The sequence below is a fragment of the Mesorhizobium sp. M0208 genome, assembly GCF_040322015.1.
Classification (GTDB): domain Bacteria; phylum Pseudomonadota; class Alphaproteobacteria; order Rhizobiales; family Rhizobiaceae; genus Mesorhizobium.
On the sequence record NZ_JAMYSP010000037.1, the window covers coordinates 30,504 to 53,189 of the forward strand.

At 63.7% G+C, this 22,686-nt stretch carries 20 protein-coding genes and 1 tRNA gene; 10 read left to right on the forward strand and 11 right to left on the reverse strand.

All coding sequences use genetic code 11. The annotated features are described in order from the left end of the window. Positions 1-28 precede the first annotated feature (28 nt). From NKJ17_RS27290 to NKJ17_RS27305, 4 genes are all read right to left on the reverse strand, one after another. The gene (locus NKJ17_RS27290) at positions 29-1,195 is read right to left on the reverse strand and encodes an NAD(P)/FAD-dependent oxidoreductase (RefSeq protein ID WP_352507371.1); all 1,167 of its coding nucleotides are present in this window, start codon (positions 1,193-1,195) and stop codon (positions 29-31) included. A gap of 30 nt (positions 1,196-1,225) precedes the next feature. Next, the gene (locus tag NKJ17_RS27295) at positions 1,226-2,725 is read right to left on the reverse strand and encodes an ATP-binding protein (protein ID WP_502906573.1); all 1,500 of its coding nucleotides are present in this window, start codon (positions 2,723-2,725) and stop codon (positions 1,226-1,228) included. A 74-nt stretch (positions 2,726-2,799) separates the two neighbouring features. After that, positions 2,800-3,492, reverse strand: coding sequence for a response regulator transcription factor (locus tag NKJ17_RS27300; RefSeq protein WP_352507373.1), 693 nt, complete (start codon positions 3,490-3,492; stop codon positions 2,800-2,802). Between the two features lie 4 nt (positions 3,493-3,496). Then, on the reverse strand, positions 3,497-5,041 hold the full coding sequence (locus NKJ17_RS27305) for a DUF4153 domain-containing protein (RefSeq protein ID WP_352507374.1): 1,545 nt from the start codon (positions 5,039-5,041) through the stop codon (positions 3,497-3,499). Positions 5,042-5,319: 278 nt separating this feature from the next. On the opposite strand from NKJ17_RS27305, the gene NKJ17_RS27310 reads away from it, so the two are divergent. Then, positions 5,320-6,201, forward strand: a complete 882-nt coding sequence (locus NKJ17_RS27310; protein ID WP_352507375.1) for an HpcH/HpaI aldolase/citrate lyase family protein — start codon at positions 5,320-5,322, stop codon at positions 6,199-6,201. A gap of 28 nt (positions 6,202-6,229) precedes the next feature. Further along, positions 6,230-6,436, forward strand: coding sequence for a DUF1737 domain-containing protein (locus NKJ17_RS27315; RefSeq protein ID WP_352470863.1), 207 nt, complete (start codon positions 6,230-6,232; stop codon positions 6,434-6,436). A gap of 294 nt (positions 6,437-6,730) precedes the next feature. Here NKJ17_RS27315 and NKJ17_RS27320 read toward each other — a convergent pair whose 3' ends face one another. Then, entirely contained in the window at positions 6,731-7,153 is a 423-nt protein-coding gene (locus NKJ17_RS27320; protein WP_023680515.1) for a metallopeptidase family protein, read from the reverse strand. A 233-nt stretch (positions 7,154-7,386) separates the two neighbouring features. On the opposite strand from NKJ17_RS27320, the gene NKJ17_RS27325 reads away from it, so the two are divergent. The 4 genes from NKJ17_RS27325 (at position 7,387) to NKJ17_RS27340 (ending at position 14,109) form a co-directional block, all read left to right on the forward strand. Continuing rightward, the gene (locus NKJ17_RS27325) at positions 7,387-8,139 is read left to right on the forward strand and encodes a DUF3800 domain-containing protein (protein ID WP_352507376.1); all 753 of its coding nucleotides are present in this window, start codon (positions 7,387-7,389) and stop codon (positions 8,137-8,139) included. Between the two features lie 171 nt (positions 8,140-8,310). Continuing rightward, a complete protein-coding gene (locus NKJ17_RS27330) occupies positions 8,311-9,393 on the forward strand; it encodes an ImuA family protein (RefSeq protein ID WP_352507377.1) in 1,083 nt (360 codons plus the stop codon). Next, entirely contained in the window at positions 9,326-10,804 is a 1,479-nt protein-coding gene (locus NKJ17_RS27335) for a DUF6504 family protein (protein ID WP_352507378.1), read from the forward strand. Before NKJ17_RS27330 ends, NKJ17_RS27335 begins: the two co-directional genes overlap by 68 nt. Further along, positions 10,801-14,109: an error-prone DNA polymerase gene (locus NKJ17_RS27340; protein ID WP_352507379.1), complete on the forward strand. Its 3,309-nt coding sequence runs from the start codon at positions 10,801-10,803 to the stop codon at positions 14,107-14,109. The genes NKJ17_RS27335 and NKJ17_RS27340 overlap by 4 nt, the downstream gene beginning before the upstream one ends. A gap of 31 nt (positions 14,110-14,140) precedes the next feature. On the opposite strand, the gene NKJ17_RS27345 is transcribed toward NKJ17_RS27340, so the two are convergent. The 4 genes from NKJ17_RS27345 to NKJ17_RS27360 form a co-directional block, all read right to left on the reverse strand. Next, positions 14,141-14,380, reverse strand: a complete 240-nt coding sequence (locus NKJ17_RS27345; RefSeq protein ID WP_352507380.1) for a Trm112 family protein — start codon at positions 14,378-14,380, stop codon at positions 14,141-14,143. Between the two features lie 84 nt (positions 14,381-14,464). Further along, on the reverse strand, positions 14,465-15,136 hold the full coding sequence (locus NKJ17_RS27350) for an LON peptidase substrate-binding domain-containing protein (RefSeq protein WP_023675985.1): 672 nt from the start codon (positions 15,134-15,136) through the stop codon (positions 14,465-14,467). Positions 15,137-15,299: 163 nt separating this feature from the next. Then, positions 15,300-16,292, reverse strand: a complete 993-nt coding sequence (gene trxA / locus NKJ17_RS27355) for a thioredoxin (protein WP_352507381.1) — start codon at positions 16,290-16,292, stop codon at positions 15,300-15,302. Positions 16,293-16,394: 102 nt separating this feature from the next. After that, positions 16,395-16,892 carry a prolyl-tRNA synthetase associated domain-containing protein gene (locus NKJ17_RS27360; protein ID WP_254817917.1) on the reverse strand — a complete coding sequence of 166 codons (498 nt, stop codon included), beginning with the start codon at positions 16,890-16,892 and terminating at the stop codon, positions 16,395-16,397. Positions 16,893-17,124: 232 nt separating this feature from the next. Between NKJ17_RS27360 and NKJ17_RS27365 the strand changes: the two genes are divergently transcribed. Next, positions 17,125-17,199: transfer RNA gene (locus NKJ17_RS27365), tRNA-Gly, on the forward strand. A 141-nt stretch (positions 17,200-17,340) separates the two neighbouring features. On the opposite strand, the gene NKJ17_RS27370 is transcribed toward NKJ17_RS27365, so the two are convergent. Then, entirely contained in the window at positions 17,341-18,213 is an 873-nt protein-coding gene (locus NKJ17_RS27370) for a ferritin-like domain-containing protein (RefSeq protein ID WP_352479722.1), read from the reverse strand. A gap of 398 nt (positions 18,214-18,611) precedes the next feature. On the opposite strand from NKJ17_RS27370, the gene NKJ17_RS27375 reads away from it, so the two are divergent. Together NKJ17_RS27375 and NKJ17_RS27380 are read left to right on the forward strand one after the other, a co-directional pair. Then, a complete protein-coding gene (locus NKJ17_RS27375) occupies positions 18,612-18,950 on the forward strand; it encodes a hypothetical protein (RefSeq protein ID WP_254817926.1) in 339 nt (112 codons plus the stop codon). Positions 18,951-19,138: 188 nt separating this feature from the next. Beyond that, on the forward strand, positions 19,139-20,377 hold the full coding sequence (locus NKJ17_RS27380) for a M24 family metallopeptidase (RefSeq protein ID WP_352507382.1): 1,239 nt from the start codon (positions 19,139-19,141) through the stop codon (positions 20,375-20,377). 15 nt (positions 20,378-20,392) lie between these two features. Here the strand turns inward: NKJ17_RS27380 and NKJ17_RS27385 are convergent, their stop codons facing one another. Then, entirely contained in the window at positions 20,393-21,265 is an 873-nt protein-coding gene (locus NKJ17_RS27385; RefSeq protein WP_352507383.1) for a helix-turn-helix domain-containing protein, read from the reverse strand. A gap of 106 nt (positions 21,266-21,371) precedes the next feature. Between NKJ17_RS27385 and NKJ17_RS27390 the strand changes: the two genes are divergently transcribed. Further along, on the forward strand, positions 21,372-22,643 hold the full coding sequence (locus tag NKJ17_RS27390) for an extracellular solute-binding protein (protein ID WP_254817929.1): 1,272 nt from the start codon (positions 21,372-21,374) through the stop codon (positions 22,641-22,643). Positions 22,644-22,686 lie beyond the last annotated feature (43 nt).

A 22,686-nucleotide genomic window follows, 5' to 3' on the forward strand; every position in this document is an offset into this window, starting at 1 on the left:
GCAACGGTAGCATCCCTTCGGGCTAGCGTTAAATTACATTCAATTCCCGAAACGGCCGCCCATCGGCGATCCGGCTATACCCGAACGCCGAGCAATCCACCGTGCGATAGCCGCCATGCACGATCAGTTCGGCCAGCGCCTTGCCGACGGCCGGCGCCTGCTGCAGGCCGTGGCCGGAAAAGCCGTTGGCGAAGAGGAAATTCTTCACCTCAGGATGCGGGCCGATCACCGCATTCTGGTCGAGCGTGTTGTAGTCGTAATGGCCGGCCCAGGCACGTGTCGGCTTGATCGCCTCGAAGGCGGGAATGCGGGTGGCCAGCACCGGCCAGATCACCTCTTCGAACAGCGGCCAGTCGGGCTCGAAATCACCGGGGTCGGCAGGACCGTCGCCCTCTTCCGGCTCGGCACCGCCGGTGATGTAGACCGAGCCCTCCGGCCGGACATAGATGCCTGAGGGATCGACCAGCAGCGGCATGTCGGCGTATTTTTCGCGTGCCTCGAAGACGAAGACGTTGCGCTTGCGCGGCTCCACCGGCAGCGCCAGCCCGGCCATATCAGCCACCTTGCCGGCATTCGGCCCGGCGGCGTTGATAACGGTGCCGGCCTCGAGCCGCTCGCCATTGTCGAGGCTGACGCTGGCGACGCGGTCGCCCTGGCGCTCGATGCCGGTCACATCGGCGGTGATGAAATCGATGTTTTCGCCCCGCAGCGCCTTGCGGAACAGCATCAGCATCGCATGCGCATCGAACCAGCCTTCGCCGCTGCGGCCATAGGCGCCGGCGGTGATGCCCTCGGCCGACAGCCATGGAAACCGGCGGACAAGCGCCTCCGCATCCTCAAGCACGATGTCGGCGCCCTCGGCCATCTGCGCCTCGTGGTTGGCCTTGAGGATCGGCAGCCCGTTTTCGCCGGCAAGGATAAGATAGCCGCCTTCGCGAAAGCCGATATCGGCGTCCGCGCCAAACTCTTCCCTGAGCCGCCGGAACAGTTTCAGCGTGAATTGCGACAGCCGGATGTTTTCCGGGATCGAGAACTGCTGGCGGATGGAGGCGCAGGACAGCGTGGTCGCGGCGCGGGAAAATTGCGGGTCGCGCTCGACAAGCGCGATCGAGCCCGAAAACCCTTCCTCGCGCAGATAATAGGCGACCGAGGAGCCGACGATGGCTCCGCCGATGATGACGATGTCATAATGCACCTTTTGGCCCTTCCGATCTGAACCGCCGAGTCACGCCGCCGGCAGGATGATCTCGAAGCGCGTGCCGCTCGCTGAGTCAACCAGCCGGATCGTGCCATCATGCGCTTTCAGGAGGGCCAGCACGATGCCGAGGCCCATACCGGTGCCGCCTGAATCGCGGCGCGTGGTGAAAAACGGCTCGAAGATGCGAGCCTGGTTGCTGGGCGAAATGCCGGCGCCGTCGTCGCTCACCTGGATCGTCGCCTTGCCGTCCGCGCTCGCCGCCGCAACGGAAACGAGCGTTGCGCCATGCCGCGCCGAATTGTCGATGAGATTGGCCAGCACGATTGCCGCGTTCTCGGCCGAGATGCGCAGGCCGATATCGCTGCCGGCCTCGAGGCGCATCGCCAGCCTGTCCTCGGCCGGCAGCAGCGCCAGCGCAGCACCGAGCGACGTGCTTTCGCCGCTCGGCTCGAGATTTTCGGCGCGCGCCAGGTCGAGCAGGCGGCGCACCAGAAGGTTGAGCCGGCCGGCATCGGTGACGATATTGTCCGAAAACCGCCGCCGCTCGGCCTCGTCCATCGCGCTGCCCGAATCGCGCAGCAGTTCGGCGGCCCCCTGGATCGCCGTCAGCGGCGATTTGAGCTCGTGCGAGACGTGGGTGGCAAAGGTCTGGATGCCGTCGGAGCGTGCGTGCAGCTTTTCGGCCATGTCGAGGAAAGCAGCAGAGAGTTCACCCATTTCGCGCGTGCCGTGGTGATCGAGCGGCCTGATCGCCGCGCGGTCGCCGGCGGCGATGCGTTTCGTGCGTTCCATCAGCGCATAGATCGGACGGCTGACGGCGCGCAGGAAGACCAGCCCGATCAGCAGCGCGCCGCCGAGGATGGCGATTGCCGCCAGCGCCACCTTGCCGCGCTCGCCATAGAGATGCTTGACGATGTTGTTCGGCGTCCGCGACAGATAGACGACGCCGGCGACCTTGCCGGAGACCGCAACCGGCATGGCCACGAAGACGCGAACCTTGGTGCCGCGGCTGACCGAATAGAGCGGCGGCGACGGCTGGTCGGGAACCCGCAGCCTGAGCGCGCTGGCGTAGCGGCCGGCAAGCGCTGCGCGAACCTCTTCGACAGCCGCGAGCGACAGGCCGGCCTCCTCACGGCCGGCGATGACCACGCCTCTGGGATCGAGCAGCCGGAAGCCGGCGAGCGTGGTCTTCTGCGTCTCGGCAAGAATGCCCGACAGGCGTGCGCCGATTGCCGCTAAGGCGGGATCGGCGCTGGCCGCGGTGGCCGCGGGCCGGGTCGGCAGGATCCCGTCGGACGCAAGATCGAGGCCCGGTTCGATCGGCTGGTAGGGAGAGGCCCGATCGCTGGTGTTGGGTGAAGGCACGGGTGCGCCTAGCTTTTCCGGGGCAAGGCCGGCCTCGCGAACCTCTTGCGCATAGATCGCGCCAAGGGCGGCGCCTTGGGCGATCAGCTCGGCCTCGGTCTGCCTGATCAGCTGGTTCTCGTAGAGCCGGAAGAAAAACAGGCCGGCCAGCGGCAGCGCCATCACCATGATCAGGATGGCGATGACGACCGTGGCGAGGCGAGGCCGCCATTTGCTGCCAATCAGTTCTTGGGCGCTCACGCGCCGCATCCGCCCAGCCGAAAACCGACGCCGTGCACGGTCTCGATCGCGTCGACGCAGCCGACGGCCGCCAGCTTGGCGCGGATATTGCGGATATGGCTGTCGACGGTGCGGTCTGCGACATGGATATTGGCCGCATAGGCGTTGGCCATCACCATGTCGCGGCCAAGCACATGCGCCGGCCGCGCCAAAAAGCCTTTCAGAATCGCGAATTCGATCGACGTCAGCGCCAGCGGCTTGCCGTCGAAGCTGGCTGTATGGCTTGCCGGAACCAGCAACAGTCTGCCATGCGAGAATTGCCGGTCGTCGGCTGGTTCCGGCGTGGGCCGGGAGCGGCGCAGGATGACGTTGACGCGGGCGACCAGCTCGCGCGGGCTGAACGGCTTGGTGACATAATCATCGCCGCCCATCTCCAGCCCGAGCACGCGGTCGATCTCTTCATCCCGCGCGGACAGGAACAGCACCGGCAGGTCGGATGTGTGGCGCAGCCGCCGGCACACTTCCAGCCCGTCCATTTCCGGCATGCCGATGTCGAGCACGACGAGATCGGGCGCATGGCGCTCTATCGCCTGCAGGGCAGCCGCGCCGTCCGGCACCGCCAGCGTTTTCATGCCGGCCTTTTCCAGCGCGAAGCAGATGATTTCGCGAATGTGCGGGTCGTCGTCGGCGACCAGTATGTGGTTCGGCATCAAATCAGCGGCCCGGCATGAAGGGTTCGGACATCGGAGGAACCACGAACGGGCCACGCCTGTCGAGGGCGCGGTTGAGCCGCCAGTCACGAAAGCTCCAGCCCCGCCAGTTTTCCTGGCCGGCGCGGAAGCGTGCTTCGTCCTGTGCATACCAGCCGGCGAGTTCGCGGATGGAGGCATCCTCCGCGGAAACCGTCCTGCTCTGGTGCTGGACGAAGCGATCGAGCGCTGGCAAGGCGCCGGGCCCGAGCGAGCGCAGGTACCAGACGTCGAGCTGGGTGCCTTGGCCGGTCATTTCGAAGCAATGGTCGACATTGTAGTTGGCGATCAGCGCGGCAAAGTTGATGAACGAGCAGGCATAGAGCGTCGCCGATAGCGTCAGAAGATTGGCGGCAAACAGCCATTCGTTGGACTTTTCGCGCGCGATGCGGGCTATGATCAGGACAAGGCCCGCCGCCACCAGCCCCATCCAGACGAACGCAGCGACACGCCAATAGGTCAGCGCATAGATACCGACATAGAGATCGAGCCGCAGGATCGACGAGACCACCAGGAGGATGTTCTGCGCCACCCAGGCATAAACCAGCCGGCGGATGAGCGGATCGCCGGAGGTCGCACTTCCCGGCCGCAGCGCCGCCAGCACGAAGCCGGCGGCCAGCAGCGCCGTGACGATCAGCGGATAGGCGCCGCGATGCGCGTAGGCGGCATAGGTCAGCCGGTCTGGAAGCGCGATGCCGCCCCACAGATAGGTGGCGTCGAGTGCGCTCTGCACCGCGAACAGGATGTTGAAGACGACGAGCGCGCGGAGGATAGCGGCCTTGCCGAAGACGATGTCCTCGATGGTGGTCCTGGTGGCCGGCGTCGCCGGTGCGCTGGCTGGCGACACCCTGCGGCGGCGGAGAAAGCGCGGCAGGCGCGGCTGCAGAAATGCCCAGACGCAGGCAAGCACGAACAGCCAGAAGGCGAGACGTGGCAGCTGGACGAGGTCGAGCAGTGCCATCAGGTCGATCAGCGAGAACCAATATTCAATGACCGGATTGGCGGCGCCGAACAGCGCGAGGAACACTGCGCCGAGGCCCAGCGGCATGACCCAGACGGCGATCGCCGCAAGGCGCACGCGCCGCCGGCCAAGCCGCCGCGCCGCCGTGCGCCAGCGGAAGAAATCAAGGACGAGCCGAAATGGCGTTGCAAGCAGGAACAGCGAGAGTTGGCCGGCAATACGGGCAAGGCCGCGCCGCAACCGTCCGGCCAGTGAAAGCGCGAAGATGGCCAGCCCCGCCAGCGCGATCGAGACGGACAGTGCGCTGACATTTTCCACAAGCGGCAGCAGCGCCATGAGCAGCGCAACCGGCTTGAACCAGAATTTGCCATCGTTGAAGGAGCCGAGAGGATGGAGAGCCATGCTCGCCGCGGCAATCGCAACGCCGAACAGGAAAAGCGTGATGCCCGCCGGTTGGCCATAGAAGAAAAAATCGGCCAGCGCGACGAGCAGGACGGCAACGCCGAAGCGGTTGCAATAGCTCGGCGCCGCCGGGAGGAATACTATCATGATCGGGCTTTCTCGGCGGCTTTGATGCGGCCGGTGGGCGGGGATTTCCGGACGAAAGGGAGGAGGTTTACCGAAGTCCGGGGCGGATCGACGAGCCACCAGCTTTCGCGGCGAAGCCGGTACGGCAGGGACCAACGGGAGTTCGTTTGCTCTTGCATGCCGCCCTTGTCGCATCCGGTCGGGTGGCAAGCGGGGCGGAGACGAGGAGATTTTCCGAAGTTGCGTGCAGTTTTTATGCACGGCTTGCCTCGGCCGGCTGCAGACGGCATAGATCGGAGATGACCACCGAAAGCTACCGCCCGCGCCGCTCGGTGCTTTACGTCCCGGCTTCGAACGACAAGGCGCTGGCCAAGATCCAATCGCTGGCCTGCGATACCGTCGTCATCGATCTCGAGGACGCCGTCGCCCCGGCCGACAAGCCTTCCGCGCGCGAAAAGCTGGTGGCGATTTTCGCCGGCCATTCCAACCGGCGCTGCGAGATGGTCGTGCGCATCAACGCGCTGTCGAGCGAGTGGGGCGGCGCCGACCTGCTGGCCGCGGCAAAATGCTCGCCCGACGCCATCCTGCTGCCCAAGGTCGACACGCCGCGCGACATTCTCGAGGCCGGCGACGTGCTCGACGACAATTTTATCGCCGACGAAGTCAAGCTATGGGCGATGATCGAGACGCCCAGGGCGCTGCTCAATATCGGGCCGATCGCTGAGCTCGGCCGCGACCCGGCCTCTCGACTGGTTTGTTTCGTTGCCGGAACGAACGACCTGGTCAAGGACACCGGCATTCTCGCCACGCCCGATCGGCGCTATCTCGTTCCATGGCTGATGCAGATGGTGCTCGCCGCGCGCGCCGGCGGCCTCGACCTGCTCGATGGTGTCTTCAATGATTTTCGCGATATGGACGGGTTTGCGCGCGAGTGCACGGAAGCGGCCGCCATGGGTTTTGACGGCAAGTCGCTGATCCATCCGGCTCAGATCGAAGCCGCGAACCGCGCCTTTGCACCGTCGCCCGAAGCAATAGCCGAAGCGCGCGCGGTCAAGGATGCCTTCGCGCTCGCCCAAAATACCGGTAGGGCGGTAGTTGCGCTGAACGGCAAGATGGTCGAGCGGCTGCATCTGGCGCAGGCCGAAAAACTGCTGGCGAAGGCCGCCGCTGTTCGCGCATGACTAACGCAACTGACGACAGGATTGAAGAATGAAACTCTACCGTTTTCTGTCCGGTCCGGACGATTCCAGCTTCTGCCACAAGGTGACGGCGGCGTTGAACAAGGGCTGGCACCTGTTCGGCTCGCCGACCTATGCCTATGACCAGGAAGCCAAGACCATGCGCTGCGGCCAGGCCGTGGTGAAGGACATCGAGGGCCAGGAATACGGCCCCGACACCAAGCTCAGCGATTGGTAGGGAGGTTCGCTGAAGCGCTCGTCCTTCGTCATCCTAGGGCGTAGCAGTCGCGAAGCGACGTCGCGGAGTACCCTAGGATCCATGCCGTTACCTCTGCCGAAGGGCACGGCGGATCAGGATTAGTCTAGTGTGATCTACCACCGATCGGGATAGCCCCGTTACCCAGAACGGGATGATGAGCGTTCGGTTCTGCACCGCCGGCGCACTGCATCACTATCACGGCATGGATCCTGGGGTCTGCGCCGCGTCGCTTCGCTCCTTGCTCCGCCCCAGGATGACGAGGAGCGGGGTCGCTCACTCCGCTGCCTCTTCGATCTTCTCCATATCGTCGTCCGACAGGCCGAAATGGTGGCCGATCTCGTGGATCAGCACATGGGTGACGATGTCGCCCAGCGTTTCCTCGTTCTCGGCCCAGTAGTCGAGGATGGCGCGACGATAGAGGGTGATGCGGTTCGGCCCCTCGCCGGTCTGCGGATTCCAGCGCTCGGCGATGCCGCGCCCCTCGAACAGGCCGAGCAGGTCGAAGGGCGTTTCCAGCGAAAGGTCGTCCATGATCTCGTCGGTCGGGAATTCGGCGATCTGAATGACGATCTCGCCGGTCAACTTGCGAAAGTCCTCCGGCAGATGGGCATAGGCCTCCAGCGCCAGGAGCTCGATTTCCTCCATCGTTGGCGAAAGCTGGTCGTGCCAGATGCGTGTTTGGTAGATGCGAGCCATGCTTTGTCCTTTGATCCCGGCATATAGGCTTTCAGGCCGAACTCGGCAAATGGTCGGGCTGCCGCCTTTGCCCCAGGATCATAAGCAGGAATAAATTCAGCGTGTCGTAATTCGCGTACGCACTGAGGAGGTGGTACCGTGCTGAACAAATTTCGAGCCGATGAGTCGACGGAAATGGTGGAAGGCGCGTCCTAGAGTTCCGCGACACCTTTCTTGCCCCTCGGGAAGGTTTGGTGGTCGTGATTGAGGTCTACCTAGACGAATCTGGCACTGACCATGACTCGCAAATTCTTTCCGTATCCGCCGTTTGGGCTTCAAAAGAAGACTGGCAGATCTGGACCCTCGAGTGGATCGTGGCGAAGGCGCCGATAAAAATTCACCACTCGGTCGATTGCCATAACAGGCATGGGGAGTACGAAGGGTGGACCCGTGAAGAGCGAGATAGACACGTCAAGCGCATCCTGCCGGTAGTCAAAAACCACTACATTCGGGGCATTATCGCCGCCGTCGACAGGCGGAAACTGAGCGAGGTCTTGGCTCACAAACATAGCTTAGCCATCAAGCCGGAAGACATGGTACGCGGCTGGTACTACATCTGCCTGCAATGGGCCCTTCGCAGCACGTGGGAGAAACTCGCATCGGAAGGCCACGATAACATCGCATTCGTCCATGAAGCCAACCAGTACAGCGCGGCGGCGACTGAGGCGTTCCAGCAAGTCCAGCGGCATTTTCCGGGAAAATCGGCGACTTTCAATTTCGGCTCAAAAACTAGGCACCCACCGCTTCAATGCGCAGACGTATTGGCATATGAGGGGAACCATCAAATGAGGAATTTTCGCGGTCCCCTACGAAAAACCCTCCAAGCTATCGACCCTAGCTTCAGCCGCTTTAGCTTTCGCAAATATGACGATGAAGAAGTCGATCAAATCGCCGACTTTACCGCCCAATATTTGAGACGCGTCGCTTCAGAATTGGCTTCAGGCTAGAGTCAAAAGCCGCCCCCTTTTTATCAACCCCAGGCTCCCGAGCGGTTTCCTTGAAAAGCTCGGATTGCTCTTTCTGGGAATAAATTCCCCATGACTCCGCTTGACTCTTCGGGCGGCCTCTGGAATCTATAGGAACATAACGGGAACAATTGTGAGTGGAAGCTGACCGTCATGGCGACAAGCGCCGTGGCGCGGGAGACTGTTTTTGCCCTGCGCCGCCAGATCGCGAAGATCGAAGGGACCTTGCCCGAGCGCCTGGAGGCGCCGGCCAGTTCGTCGTTTGACGCGGATGTCCCTCGTCAGAGTCTGACACCCTCTCGGCATCCGACACCCGCTCGGAATCTGACCATTGTCCGGCGCGGCCTCGCCGTGGCGCCGCCCGATGCGTTTTTGCGCACCGGCGCCGAGCGCCTCGATGCTGCGCTGAGCGGCGGCCTGCCGAAGGCGGCGGTGAGCGAGTTTCATGGCGCCGCGACCCGCGATGCCGGGGTCGTTGCCGGTTTTGCCTTGTCGCTCGTCAGCCTGATCCTAAGCCAGGGGCCGCGATTGCCGGTGCTGTGGATCGGCACATCAGAGGTTTTCCGCGAGGCCGGCTTTCCCTATGCCAGGGGGCTTCACGCCTTCTTCGGCATCGAGCCGGAGCAATTGCTGTTTTCCGAGGCGCCAAGGCTGCTCGATGCGCTGTGGATCGCCGAGGAGGCTGCCCGGATGACGGCGCTGGCCGCCGTCATCCTCGAAATCCGCGGCAGCCCGCAGCGGCTTGACCTCACCGCGACGCGGCGGCTGCACGCCCGCGCGCAGAGTGCGGGCCGGCCGCTGTTCCTGCTGCGCCAGGCCGGCGAGCCCGAACCGACGGCAGCGCCCGTCCGCCTCATCCTGTCGGCGGCACCGGCGGCAACGCGTAAGACGCTTGCCGGGCCGCTCGCCGGCTCGATCGGCCGGCCCGCCTTCACCGTCGCCATCGGCAAGAGCCGCACGGCCTTGCCCGGAAAATTCACACTGGAGTGGAACCCCGATGAACGCATATTCGAAGAAAGACGGGGCGAGCAAGGAAGGTCTCAGGAATGGGCCCCAGAACGGCCAAAGAATCCTATCCCTGTGGTTTCCGCATCTCGCCGCCGAGAGAATCCTGCGGCAGCGTCTGGGGCGGTCCTGGCGTTCCCGGCCGTCGGATCACCTGCCGCTGGTGATCAGTCACCGCGACCGGAACGCCCAGCGCATCGCCGCCCTCGACGAGCGGGCCGAGGCGCTTAATCTGAAGCGCGGCATGGGCATAGCCGACGCACGCGCCATGCATCCCTCGATCGACATCGTGGAGGCCGATCCGGAGGCCGACCGGCGCCTGCTCGAAGGCCTCGCCGACTGGTGCGACCGCTATACCCCGCTGGTGGCGCTTGACGGGACCGACGGCCTCTATCTCGACGTCACCGGCTGCACCCATCTTTTCGGCGGCGAACGCTCGATGCTGGACGATATCCTGTCGCGTTTTTTCCATCAGGGCTTCGATGTCCGCGCCGGGCTTGCCGCCACGCCTGGGGCTGCCTGGGCGGCGGCGCGGTTTGCTGGCGACCGCATCGTGCCCGATGGTAAGGAGGAAGCGCTTCTCGCGCCCTTGCCGCTGGCGGCGCTGCGCATCGACCCGGAGGTACGCGCCAGCCTCGAAAGCGTCGGCCTGCGCACGGCGGGCGCCGTCATGGCGGCACCGCGCGCGCCGCTGGCCCGCCGCTTCGGCGCATCGCTGCTCTTGCGTCTCGACCAGGCGCTTGGCCGCCTCGAGGAGGCCGTGTCGCCGCGCCTGCCGGTCGCACCGCTTTCGGTCGAGCGTCACCTTGCCGAGCCGATCATGCTGACCGAGGACATCGAGCGGCTGACCGGCATGCTGGCGACCACCTTGAAGAGCGACCTCGAGCGTCGCGGCGAGGGCGCAAGGCGGCTGGCGCTGCTGCTTTTCCGCGTCGATGGCGGCGTCAGCCGCATCGCCGTCGGCACCTCGCGGCCTCTGCGCGAGCCGCGGCTGATCCAGAAATTGTTCCACGAAAGGCTTGCCGCGCTCGAACAGGATATCGACGCCGGCTATGGCTTCGATCTCGTGCGCCTTTCGGTGCTGACCGCCGCCGCCTTCGACATGCAGCAGGCCGACCTTGCCGGCGAGACGAGCGACGACGGTGCCGATATCGCGCTTTTTGCCGACCGCATCCGCGCCCGGCTCGGCGAAGGTGCGGTCTTGAAACCGGTCGCCGTCGAGAGCCATCTGCCGGAGCGCGCCGTCGCCACCCTTCCCTTCGCGGAAGTGCCGCAGAGAACCTCGCCGCCGAAGCAGCCGGACAAGGCGAAGGACGCTCCCACGACCGTCTTCCAGCCGGAACGGCCGATCCGGCTTTTCCGTGCGCCCGAGCCGATCGAGGTGCCGGCCACCGAAATGCCGGAAGGCCCGCCTTTGAACTTCCGCTGGCGGCGCGCGCTCTACCGGGTCGCGCGCGCCGAAGGGCCGGAGCGCATCGCGCCGGAATGGTGGCGAGGGGCGGCGGGACGAGAAGATGCCCCGACCCGGGATTATTTCCGCATCGAGGATGCCGACGGCCGCCGTTACTGGCTCTATCGCCAGGGCCTTTACGGCGCCTCTCAAGTCCCGCCGCGCTGGTTCATGCATGGGATCTTCGCATGAATGCGCTGACGGCCATCCCCTATGCCGAATTCGGCATTCAGTCGAACTTCTCGTTCCTGCGCGGTGCCTCGAAACCGGAGGAGCTGGTGGTCGCGGCAAAATTCCTGGGGTTTTCGGCGATCGGTCTCGCCGACCGAAACACGGTGGCGGGCGTGGTGCGCGCCTGGCAGCAGGCCAAGGTGGAGGGTGTTTCCTATCATCCCGGCTGCCGCCTGGTTTTTTGCGACGGCACGCCGGACATCCTCGCCTACCCGCAGGACCGCAAGGGCTGGGGTCATCTGTGCCGCATGCTGACGCAGGCCAATCTGCGCGACGAGAACGAAAAGGGCGCAGCGCTTCTCAAACAGAGCGATCTTCTCGAATGGGGCGATCTCCTGTCGCTGGCCATACTGCCGGATCTGTCGGCGGACGCGGAAGCTGGCCTCGAACTGATTAGCCGGCTCAGGGATCGCTTCGGCGAAAACCTGAGGCTGGCGGTTTCGCCGGATTACCGCGGTAACGACCGCTTCCGTATCGAGCAGGCGGCGGCGATGGCCGAGCTGGCCGGCATCCCGCTGATGGCCACCAACGACGTGCTCTACCATACGTCGGAACGGCGCCCGCTGCAGGACGTGCTGACGGCGATCCGCCTCAATGTGCCCGTCGCCGAGGTGGGGCTGGAGCTGGCGGCCAATGCCGAGCGTCACTTAAAGCCGCCGCTGGAGATGGCACGGCTTTTCCGCAGGCATCCGCAAGCGCTGGCGGAAACGCTGCGTTTTGCCGGCGAGCTGACCTTCTCGCTCAGTGATCTGCAATACAACTATCCCGACGAGCCGACGGAATCGGGCCTCGGGCCGCAGGCCGAGCTGGAAAGGCTGGCCAAGGAGGGGGCCGCCATCCGCTACCCCTCGGGCGTGCCCGCTTTTGTGACGCAACGCATCGAGGAGGAGCTCGCCCTGATCGAGCGCCTGAACTACGCGCGCTATTTCCTGACTGTCCACGACATCGTCAAATTCGCCCGCAGCCAGAACATTCTCTGCCAGGGGCGCGGCTCCGCCGCCAACTCGATCGTCTGCTTCTGCATCGGCATCACCGAAGTTGGCCCGGACAAGATCGACACGCTTTTCGAGCGCTTCATTTCCGAGGAAAGAAACGAACCGCCCGACATCGACGTCGATTTCGAGCATGAAAAGCGCGAGGAGGTCATCCAGTACATCTATTCCAAATACAGTACCAAGCGCACCGCGCTGGCCGCTGCCGTCGTCAGCTACCGGGGCCGCTCGGCGATGCGCGAAGTGGCCAAGGCGATGGGCCTGTCGGACGACGTCCGCAGCGCGCTGTCCAGTTCGATCTGGGGCTGGTCGACCTCGGAACTCGGCGAAAAGGAGACAAAAGCCGGCGGCCTCGATCAGACCGATCCATCGACAAGGCACGTGATCGAATGCGCCAACGAGATCATGGGCTTTCCCCGTCATTTGTCGCAGCATGTCGGCGGTTTTGTCATCACCAGGGACCGGCTCGACGAGATCGTGCCCATCGTCAAGACGGCGATGGACGAGCGCAAGATGGTCGAGTGGGACAAGGACGACCTCGACGCGGTGAAAATCCTTAAAGTGGACGTGCTGGCGCTCGGCATGCTGACCTGCCTGCAGCGCGCCTTCACCCTGCTCCGGGATCATTATCCGGAGGCGCGGGACGATTACGGCCAACCCTATGTGCTGGCCACTCTGCCTGCCGAGGACAAGCGTGTCTACGACATGATCTGCCGCGCCGACACGATCGGCGTCTTCCAGATCGAATCCCGCGCGCAGATGTCGATGCTGCCGCGGCTGCGGCCGAAAAACTTTTACGATCTCGTCATCGAGGTGGCGATCGTGCGGCCCGGCCCGATCCAGGGCGACATGGTCCATCCCTATCTGCGCCGCCGGCAAGGCAAGGAAAAACCCGAATACCCCAAGCCGGAACTGGAAAAAATCCTCGGCAGGACGCTGGGCGTGCCGTTGTTCCAGGAGCAGGCGATGAAGATCGCCATCGTCGCCGGCGGCTTCAGGCCGGGCGAGGCCGATGAACTGCGCCGCGCCATGGCGACGTTCAAGCGCACCGGCACGATCGGCAATTACCGCAAGAGAATGGTCGACGGCATGGTCGCCAAGGGCTACGAAAAAGACTTCGCCGAGCGCTGCTTCAAACAGATCGAAGGCTTTGGCGAATACGGCTTTCCCGAAAGCCACGCCGCCTCCTTCGCCCTGCTGGTCTATGCCTCCTGCTGGTTCAAGACCTTCTATCCCGACGTGTTCTGTGCCGCGATCCTCAATTCCCAGCCGATGGGGTTTTACCAGCCGGCTCAGCTTGTCCGCGACGCGCATGACCACGGCGTCGAGATCCGCGACGTCGACGTCAATTTTTCCGGCTGGGATTGCGCCTTGGAGAAATCGCCTTTCGATCCGGATCGTATCCTTGACCGCCATGCCCAGATGCGCGGCGTCATCCGGACCAGCCATGCCGTCCGGCTGGGTTTTCGCCAGGTCAAGGGCCTGTCGAAGGAGCGCATGGAGACCTTTGTGCTGCGACGCGGCGACGGCTACGCATCCGTGCGCGATGTCTGGCTGCGCTCGGGCCTCAACGTCGACGAGATCGAAAAACTGGCACAGGCCGACGCTTTCCGCTCGCTTGGATTGAACCGCCGCGACGCTCTATGGGCGGTCCGCGCGCTCGACGGCAAGAGTGCCGCCGAAAAGCTGCCGCTGTTCGATCAGCCGGCGATCCGCTTGCGCGATCTCGAGCCTGAAACCCGGCTCCCGGCAATGCCGCTCGGCGAGCACGTCGTCCACGACTACCGCTCGCTCGGCCTGTCGCTGAAGGCGCACCCGGTCGCCTTCCTGCGTCAAAGGCTGGATCGGTCCGGCGTCACGCCCAATGCGCGGCTCGGCCAGGTGCGGGACGGCCGCCGCGTTTCGGTCGCCGGCCTCGTGCTGGTGCGGCAGCGGCCGGGCAATGGCAAGGCGATTTTCCTGACGCTGGAAGACGAGAATGCGGTCGCCAATATCATTTTCTGGGAAAGAACCTTCAACCGCTTCCGCCCCATCGTCATGGGCGCGCGTTTCATCCGCGTCACCGGCAAGCTGCAATCGGAATCGGACGTCATCCATATCGTCGCCGAGAAGGTCGAGGATCTGACGCCGTGGCTGTCGGTGCTGCTCGAGGAGGCAAGGCTTGTGGATGAACCTTCGAGCGGCCCCGAGGAGAAGCGGCCCGATAGCATCGCGCAAACGGAACTATTGGGAAAGGCAGAGAAGGTCATGCCCAAAGGGCGCAATTTTCAGTAGAACATGGCTGGCTATTGGCCTCTTCTCTTCGTCAGGCCGTTCCGCCCAGGCGCGGTGGCGTGGGCACGGCATCGTCAATGGTGATCGTACGTGCCTCCGAGGGCAGCATGATCGGAATGCCGTCCCGCACCGGATAGGCAAGCTTTGCCACCCGCGAGATAAGCTCGCCGCGCTCCGGATCCCAGGCAAGCGGCCCCTTGGTCAGCGGGCAGGCCAAGAGTTCCAGCAGCTTGGGATCGACAGTCCTGTTCCCGTCACGTCCATCCGCCATTCGATCCATCCTTTCCACAAGGCGACCGCTTCAGGTTTTTGCGCGTGGCCTCCCCTTCTCCCTTGTGGGAGAAGGAGGGCCAACCTACTGCAAACTCGAACCGAAATCCTCATTGTCGCGCGCCAGCGCCATTTCGGTGATGGCGATCAGGGTCTCGGCGCGTGTCTTCAGATCGGCCGCTTCGAGCAGCGCCTGTTTCTCGGCCGGCCCGTAGGGTGCCATCATCGACAGTGCGTTGACCAGCATGGCGTTTTCGGCGCGGCTGACGCTCTCCCAGTCGGCCTCCAGATCGTTGGCCTGCAGATAGGCGCGAAACGCTTTCAGCAGCGCCGGCCGGTCGATCTCGGCGTCTGCCTGCTCCTCGTCGAGATCGGCGAGAAAAGGTGCCAGCCGGCACTGGCGGAACGGCGTCTTGACCGTGAGTTCCTGAACAATGCGGAACCGGCACACGCCCTGCAGCGAAATCAGGTAACGGCCGTCGCCGCTCTCGGACAGCGCAATGATGCGCCCGGCACAGCCGACATTGCAGAGCTCCGGCTCGCCGTCTGGACGCAGCGCACCGTCGAGGCTGGGCTGGATCATGCCGATCAGCCGCGGCCCGGCGATCGCTTCGTCGACCATCTGCAGATAGCGCGGCTCGAAGATGTTGAGCGGCATACGGCCTCCCGGCAACAGCAATGCGCCCTCAAGCGGAAAGATCGGCATGGTCGACGGTAAGTCCGCAGCGAGCCGGTAATGCGCGTTTCCCGCCTGCACCTCAATCCTCCGATCGCTTTGTCAGGAAGCGCACCAAATCCGTCTCCTCCCGGCCGGCACAAGGCGCAACACCGGAAACCTGAAATCGAACGCCGTCCGAAAACCTAATCTGGCGCAGCTGCCGCCCACCGCAAGCCCGCGCGACAAAACAGTCTGCGCCGGCTCAGGAAAACAGCAGCGACGACAATTTGCGCCGTGCCGACAGCGTTGCTTCGTCGGTCATGCCCCATGCCTCGAAGAGCTGCAGCAACTGGGTTCTGGCGCCGTCGTCGTTCCACGAGCGGTCTGCCTTGATGATCGCCAGCAGATTGTCGGCCGCCGCCATGCGATCACCCTTGCCGTTCTGGATCATGGCAAGCTCGAACCGTGCCTGGTGATCCCCGGGATTTTCGGCCAGCCGCCGTTCCAGTTCCGCCGGATTGCCGAGCACTGCTGCTTGCGCGGCGAGCGCCATTTTGGCCCGCAGCGCGGCGAGCTGGGGCGCATCCTTCTTCGCTTCCGGCGCCCGCGCCAGCACCGCCTCGGCACCTTCGGCATCGCCGGCCTCGAACAGCAGGTCGCCCAAGCCGGCGATCGCCTCGATCGTCTCCGGCGCCTGTTCCAGGATGGCATCGTAGATGTCGGCCGCTGTCTGCACATCCCCGGCGTCGCGCGCCTCGGCAGCCGCGGCCAGCGCTTCGGCCACTTGCGGCGCGCCACCGTTCTTGCCGCCAACCTTCTGGATGAATTGCGTGATCTGGCTCTCGGGAATGGCGCCCATGAAGCCGTCGACCGGCTGGCCGTCCTTGAAGGCAATGACCGCCGGTATCGACTGGATGCCAAGCTGGCCGGCGATCGACGGATGGTCGTCGATATTCATCTTGACCAGCTTGACCTTGCCGCCGGCGGCTTTCACCGCCTTCTCCAGCAGCGGCGTCAATTGCTTGCAGGGGCCGCACCACGGCGCCCAGAAATCGACCAGCACCGGCTGGCGACGCGATTCCTGGATGACGTCTGCAGCAAATCCAGCGGTCGTTGTGTCCTTGATGACGTCGGCCGGCGCCTTCGCAAGCGCGACCTTCTCACGCGCGGCATCGGTGCCGCCATATTGCACGGTGGTGGCATACTGGCGGCCATTGCTGCCAAATGGGCCGCCAAAGGGGTTGCTATCGCTCATCTCTCGTCGCCTTTCGGTCGCGCCGCCGGCCAAGGGACGGGCGCAACATCCTTCTTTAGAACCCGGTTTCAGTCACCCCGGTCTTAGTCACCCATGTGGCGATCATGCCGAGACTTTCAAGATAACAGCATCATGTCCGGTTGCCTCGACGAATTTGACCAGGTCCGCGGCAGCGATGGAAGTCGTCGCTTCATTGGTCAGCGGGTGGGCATTGACCACCGCATGGCTCATCAGCTTCTCGTCCAAAACGACCTTGACCCTTCGCTCGGTGTCGTTGATCAGCCCGAACACCGTGACCGCGCCCGGGACGACGCCGAGAAGCTCCATCAGCATCTCCGGCCGGCCGAAAGACACGCGCCCCGCAGCGCCGATCAGATGGTGGATCTGCTTGAGATCGACCACCGCCTCCTCGTCGACGCTGACCAGGAAGAAATTGTCCTTCTTGTCCTTGAGGAACAGGTTCTTGGTGTGGCCGCCGGCAATCTCACCGCGCAGCGCCTGCGAATCGGCGACCGTGAACAGCGGCGGATGCCGCCGCGTCGATACCTCGATCCCGAGTCCGGCAAGAAAGGCGAAAAGTTCGGCTTCGGTCTTCGGCATCGGTCTTTCTTCTGGTGGCCCGCTTTCAACGGCTTGTTTGGCTAACGCCGTTTACGGCCAATGATGCGGCCAAGACAAGTCCGTCGCGCAACGCGGGGGGTGATTGCCTTGCGACGTCCGGAGGAGCGCTTCTCCGCATTGCCGGCGAAGCAAAAAAGCCTGCGAATTCCCTGTTGCAATCGCCGCGCTCTTCAGCCATATAGGCGCGGCTTGCGGCCCAAAAGCCGCGCGAGCGGGTGTAGCTCAGGGGTAGAGCACAACCTTGCCAAGGTTGGGGTCGAGCGTTCGAATCGCTTCACCCGCTCCATTTCTCTCAAGGGAAATCAAGCATCGAAAAGCCGCGGTCCGCCGCGGCTTTTTCGTTTTTGCGCGCCAACAGGGCGCAGCGCGCCGAATCGGCTGGCCGCGCGCGCAAGTTCATTTGCCACGAGATTCATCCGCAGACCGCTCAGGTGCTTTTGAGCGTTCCGTTCATTCCGTTCGGGTAGAAGCCGCCCTTGCTGACGCCTTTCTGGTCGGTCAGATAGACGATCCGAAGCACTTCTTGCGGCGTCCTCGTGAAGGCGATTGCATCCGGGGTCGATGGAACGATATTGGCTTTGCCGTCCACTCGGATGCCCTGGTCCTTGTCTTCCGGTCCATCGATCTTGTCGCGGGCGTCGGAAACCGCATTGGCGGCCTTCCAGGCATCCTCGCCCATTCGGTAAAGCGACGATCGCGCCATCCCCATGTGGTAGGCCTCAACGGCCAGAATGCCAGCGGCGGCGGCCTGGAAATCCTTGTTTTTCAGAAGGGGCGCGGCGCCGGCATAGGCAGTGACGCCGACATCCTCGAACAGCATGCCGCCGAGCACGAAGTTCATCTGGTTGCCGAAAGGATCGAAGTCCGCTCCGAGCCCCGCCGCCTTGGCAACCGCCGCAAAGCCCGCATCGAAATCGATTGCCGGCCGGTCGACGGCATCGCTTCCAAGTGTCTTGCGATAGAACCTGACATGGGCAAGTTCGTTTTCGGCGACCTCACGCATGAACTCGCCGATTGCAGGCGTGTCAAAGCGAACCTGTTTGCCGCCAGCCACAGCGCCGGCCTTCGGGCCGGCATCCGAGTCATCGATCCCTTTTCCGGTTGTGCCGCGCAGGTAATATTCGGCTTCCATATATTCGAGATTGAGGGCGAACCGGAAAATGTCTTCGTCTTTGACCTCATCCTGCGCATAGGCGCGGGAAACCGGGGCAAGCCCGGTGGCCGAAGCGAGCGTCGCTCCCAGGCCAAACTGCAATGCGCGGCGGCGTGAAACACGAAATGCAGGCGTGACGCGGATCATGGCTTCCTCCCAAAAGCCCGCCGGCATCAAACATTTTGGCACCTCAAAAGCGGGCCTGCGCTCCCAACTTCACGAACTGTGGAATGTTCCTCAATCGCCTTAAATGATCTCGCCGGATGGCGAGCACCGAGGTTTCCTCGATTGTAACCTCATGTCAGCCGACGCACATGCGCTGTAGCGGCGCTGGATCTGACGGCAGCAAAATCCAGCCGTTGCGGTCGTCCGAAGTACGCTGTCGATAAAATTCAGGACTTTTGCGTGCCGGTTTCGGACCAAGGTCCATCTTGCAGAATACTGTATTTGAACAAAGCTAGGTAACAGCCGGCTTTCACATTGGAAGTCCTGACGTTTTTCATTTGGAACCCATCCTGGCGGGAGGGCGACTCGAAGGAGGAACTATGAAAACGCGCACCTGTCTATTCGCGACTGTAGCCGCTCTCACCCTTGTCGCATCTCCGGTACTCGCTGCTCCCGGCGGCAATGGCAATGGCAACGGCAATGGCGGCAGCAACGGCAATGGCGGAAACTCGGCCGGGGCCGGCTCGCAGGGACACGGAGCCGCCACTTCCGCCGCGGCCAGGGACAAGTCGACGCACGGAGTTGCTCACGCAGCGGCGGTCGTTGCGACGACACCGGCCTCGCCACAGGCCACGTTGGCCTTGCAGGCAGCGCTGGCAAGGCAGACCGCGGATGACGCGGCAGACACTGCCGACGACACTTCCGACGAAACCGAATAAAGCTTTCGAAGCAGCCGCTTGTTGTGTTGAAAAGCCGCGGTTCGCCGCGGCTTTTTCGTTTCCCGACGACGAACTCTCAAGGTGAACAGCGCTTCCAGAAAAAAGCTGCTCCACGGCGGCACTGAAGCTACGCTAAGGCCAAACGCCGCCGCATCGGCGTCGGTTTCGATTGCATTCGAGGAGATCCCATGACCGGCTTTGTCGACCGCGAGCGCGCGACTGACCTGATGCAGCGCGCCGGCATCGAGGCGCTGGTGCTTTGCGAGCCCGAGGCGTTCCAATATGCCACCGGTGCCTGGATCGGCCCGGCAGGCCTGTTCCGGCGGGCCGGCGCCGGTTTCGTCGTTATTCCCAAGCGAGGCAACCTGCCGATCGGCGTCGTGGTGGCGGATTTCCAGGCTGCCCAGCTCCCGGCGGCGATGGCCGGCGCCATGGTACGCACGCATCCGATCTGGATCGAATCGGCGTCGCTCGAGCCGGCGACGGCCGACCGGCCTGTTGCGCAGCGCATCGAGGCCGGCCTGGTTGGCCGCGCCCCCGGTTTTTCACGTCCGGCGACCTTCGAGCTTGCCCGCTCCGTCCGCGAGCTGAAGACGATCCTCGCAGAATTCGGGCTGGAGCGTGCGACGCTCGGCATCGAGCTGGATTTCGTCTCGGCCAGCGATTTTTCCGCGATGCAGGCGATGTTGCCGGGCACTGCCCTGGTCAACGGTTCGCCGATCCTCGACCGGCTGCGGGCGATCAAGTCGCAGAGCGAGATCGACCTGTTGCAGCAGGGCATCGTCCTGTCGGAGGCCGGCCTGTCGCGGCTGCAGCAGCATGCAGCGGCCGGCATGCGTCAGTCTGAGCTGGTCGCGCTTTACCGGCAAGGCGTCGCGGATGTAGCCGGCGGGTCGTCGCAGCAAATCTCGACGGCGGAATACGTCACGCTGGGCGCTCGCCCAAAAGGCGCCGACGCGGTCGCCGCCGCCGGCGATCCGCTGAAGGCCGACATGGTGTGCAGCGTGAACGGCTATGCCTCGGATATGTCGCGGAATTTCACCTTCGGGCCGCCGTCGCCCGAACAGGCCGAATTGCATGCGATAGCCGAACGCGCCTTCGCCGACGGGCTTGCCGCGCTTATGCCCGGAAAGCCGTTGGCCGCCGTGCATCGCGCCGCCAGTGACAGCCTGGCGCGCCAGGGCCTGCGTTCCTATCGCCGCGGCCATTTCGGCCACGGCGTCGGCCATTCCGTGTTTTCCGAGCAATGGCCGTTCATCTCGGCCGACTGCGATGTCGCGATCGAACCCGGCATGGTGCTGGCATTCGAGATTCCGCTCTACATCGACAGTCTCGCCAGCTTCAATCTCGAGGACCAGTTCCTGATCACCGCCAACGGGCCGTCGCCGATGAACCGCCTGCCGAGACGTCTGGGGGTTATCGGCTGAATCCAGCCGGCGCCCTTATCTGGCGCCGGCCACGCCCCTGCGGAAATCCGACGGCGACATGCCGGAAAGCTTGCGGAACGACTTGTTGAACGCGCTGAGCGAGCCGAAGCCCGATTCCATGGCGACGCGCAGCACATTGGCATCCTGATGCATCAGCAGCGCCTGCGCGTAGCTGAGGCGCAGCAGATTCACATATTCATTGAGCGTCATGCCGGTCGATTTCTTGAAGATGCTCATGGCGTATTTGGGATGGATGTCGGCCGCCGCGGCGATGTCGACGCAATCGATCTCGTAGAGGAAATTCTCGGCGATGAAGTCGCACATGCGCCCGACATTGCGCAGCGATTGCTGATCGAACGGGCTGCCTAGCTCCTGTTCGACCGGCGTTTCCGGCACCAGCCGGTAGGGCTCGAACCGCACCCGCTCAAGCCGCAGCAAAAGCTCGTTGACGGCATGCTCCGCCTTGACCGGGTCGCCGGAGCGGGCATAGCGGTTCCAGCGCTCGAAATTGTGGTCGTCCGACCGGTCTGTGGCGTCGGTCACCAGCGTCGCGCCGGTCATCAGCCTGTTGCGGACGTCGACGGGCAAATGCAGCCGGAAGAAATGAACCAGCGGCAGATGCGCGCCGGCGTAGATGGCATCGTCGGAGGCTTCGTCCATCTGGTGCGGCAGGCCGCCCCAGAACAGGCACATGTCGCCCGCAGAAAGCGAAAGCCCGTGCCCGTCCATGCGGTAATGCACGGCGCCACGCACGATGAAATTCACCTCGACCTGGGCATGCCAATGTGGCTTGAGCATCACCAGGGGCTGGGTGTGGAACATTTGCAGCAGCAGCGGCAGGCCCTCCACGCTGCTGGCGCCAGGCTGGTAAAACGGCCTTTCCGGCATCTTACTTTCCGCTCATTTCTTATTCCCTTTGTCGCGGACAAGGCTTTCCCGAAGCCTAGTCTAGCCACGCTCGCAAACAGAGAGCAACTGAAATGGGAGGATTTCAATGCGCTTAAAATTGACCTGCGCCGCGCTCGCGCTTGCCCTGGGCTCCAGCCCAGCCTTTGCGCAGTCCGGTGAAATCACGATCTGGAGCTGGAACATCGCCGCTTCGTCGCTGAAGGCCACCATAGCGGGCTTCAACAAGCAGTATCCCGACATCAAGGTCACGGTCGAGGACCTCGGCAACCAGCCGACCTACGACAAATCGATCGCCGGCTGTGCCGCCGGCGGCGAGGGCCTGCCGGATATCGTGACGATCGAGAACGGCGAGGCGGAAAACTACTGGAGCCAGTTCCCGGATTGCTTCGTCGACCTGCACACGCTCGGCTACACCGCAGAAGACCAGGCAAAATTCCCCGACTTCAAACGTACCGAGCTCGAGGTTGACGACAAGGCCTATGCGATGCCCTGGGATTCCGGTCCAGTAGCGATGTTCTACCGCCGCGACTTCTATGAGAAGGCCGGCGTCGACCCGTCTTCGATCAAGACCTGGGACGATTTCATCGCCGCCGCCAAGAAGATCCAGGCCGCCAATCCTGGCGTGACGATGACCAACGCCGATTTCAACGGCGATTCCGAATTCTTCCGCATGATCTCCAACGAGCAGGGCTGCGCCTATTTCTCCGCCGATGGTCAATCGATCACCGTCAATCAGCCCAAATGCGTCGATGCCATGACCAAGATCAAGGAGATGAAGGACGCCGGCATCATTTCCTCTGCCGACTGGAGCACCAAGATCACTAACAACACCGCCGGCAAGGTCGCCAGCCAGATGTATGGCGGCTGGTATGAAGGCACCATACGCACGGAATCGCCCGATGGCGCAGGCAAATGGGGCGTCTATCTGATGCCGAGCCTGACCGCCGACGGTCCGCGCGCCGCCAATCTCGGCGGCTCCTCGCTCGCCATCACTTCGGTGTCGAAGAACAAGGAAGCCGCCTATGCCTATCTGAAATACACGCTAGGGACGAATGAGGGCCAGATCACCATGCTGAAAGGCTTCGGCCTGGTGCCGTCGCTGATCTCGGCGCTCAACGACCCTTATGTCTCCGAAGGCCTGCCCTATTGGGGTGGCCAAGCCGTGTGGAAGGACATCCTCGGCACCTTGCCCAAGGTCGTCCCCAGCCGCGGCACTCCGTTCCAGAGCGACGCCGAAATCATCATCCGCGCGGTGCAGACCAAATATCTGGCCGGCGGCTATCCCGACGCCAAGGCAGCGCTCGACGATGCCGCAAGCCAGATCGCCGCGGCGACCGGCCTGCCGGTCAAGTCGTGATCTGATACGGGATGGCTCCAGACTTCGTGATCTATTTCGAACG

What these genes read in the sequence shown, in the direction of transcription:
- NKJ17_RS27295 (WP_502906573.1), bottom strand. Translation starts at nt 2,725, where the DNA reads ATGGCGCTGCCGCTGGCCGGCCTGTTTTTCTTCCGGCTCTACGAGAAC.
- NKJ17_RS27300 (WP_352507373.1), bottom strand. Translation starts at nt 3,492, where the DNA reads ATGCCGAACCACATACTGGTCGCCGACGACGACCCGCACATTCGCGAA.
- NKJ17_RS27305 (WP_352507374.1), bottom strand. Translation starts at nt 5,041, where the DNA reads ATGATAGTATTCCTCCCGGCGGCGCCGAGCTATTGCAACCGCTTCGGC.
- NKJ17_RS27310 (WP_352507375.1), top strand. Translation starts at nt 5,320, where the DNA reads ATGACCACCGAAAGCTACCGCCCGCGCCGCTCGGTGCTTTACGTCCCG.
- NKJ17_RS27315 (WP_352470863.1), top strand. Translation starts at nt 6,230, where the DNA reads ATGAAACTCTACCGTTTTCTGTCCGGTCCGGACGATTCCAGCTTCTGC.
- NKJ17_RS27320 (WP_023680515.1), bottom strand. Translation starts at nt 7,153, where the DNA reads ATGGCTCGCATCTACCAAACACGCATCTGGCACGACCAGCTTTCGCCA.
- NKJ17_RS27330 (WP_352507377.1), top strand. Translation starts at nt 8,311, where the DNA reads ATGGCGACAAGCGCCGTGGCGCGGGAGACTGTTTTTGCCCTGCGCCGC.
- NKJ17_RS27340 (WP_352507379.1), top strand. Translation starts at nt 10,801, where the DNA reads ATGAATGCGCTGACGGCCATCCCCTATGCCGAATTCGGCATTCAGTCG.
- NKJ17_RS27345 (WP_352507380.1), bottom strand. Translation starts at nt 14,380, where the DNA reads ATGGCGGATGGACGTGACGGGAACAGGACTGTCGATCCCAAGCTGCTG.
- trxA (WP_352507381.1), bottom strand. Translation starts at nt 16,292, where the DNA reads ATGAGCGATAGCAACCCCTTTGGCGGCCCATTTGGCAGCAATGGCCGC.
- NKJ17_RS27360 (WP_254817917.1), bottom strand. Translation starts at nt 16,892, where the DNA reads ATGCCGAAGACCGAAGCCGAACTTTTCGCCTTTCTTGCCGGACTCGGG.
- NKJ17_RS27370 (WP_352479722.1), bottom strand. Translation starts at nt 18,213, where the DNA reads ATGATCCGCGTCACGCCTGCATTTCGTGTTTCACGCCGCCGCGCATTG.
- NKJ17_RS27375 (WP_254817926.1), top strand. Translation starts at nt 18,612, where the DNA reads ATGAAAACGCGCACCTGTCTATTCGCGACTGTAGCCGCTCTCACCCTT.
- NKJ17_RS27380 (WP_352507382.1), top strand. Translation starts at nt 19,139, where the DNA reads ATGACCGGCTTTGTCGACCGCGAGCGCGCGACTGACCTGATGCAGCGC.
- NKJ17_RS27385 (WP_352507383.1), bottom strand. Translation starts at nt 21,265, where the DNA reads ATGCCGGAAAGGCCGTTTTACCAGCCTGGCGCCAGCAGCGTGGAGGGC.
- NKJ17_RS27390 (WP_254817929.1), top strand. Translation starts at nt 21,372, where the DNA reads ATGCGCTTAAAATTGACCTGCGCCGCGCTCGCGCTTGCCCTGGGCTCC.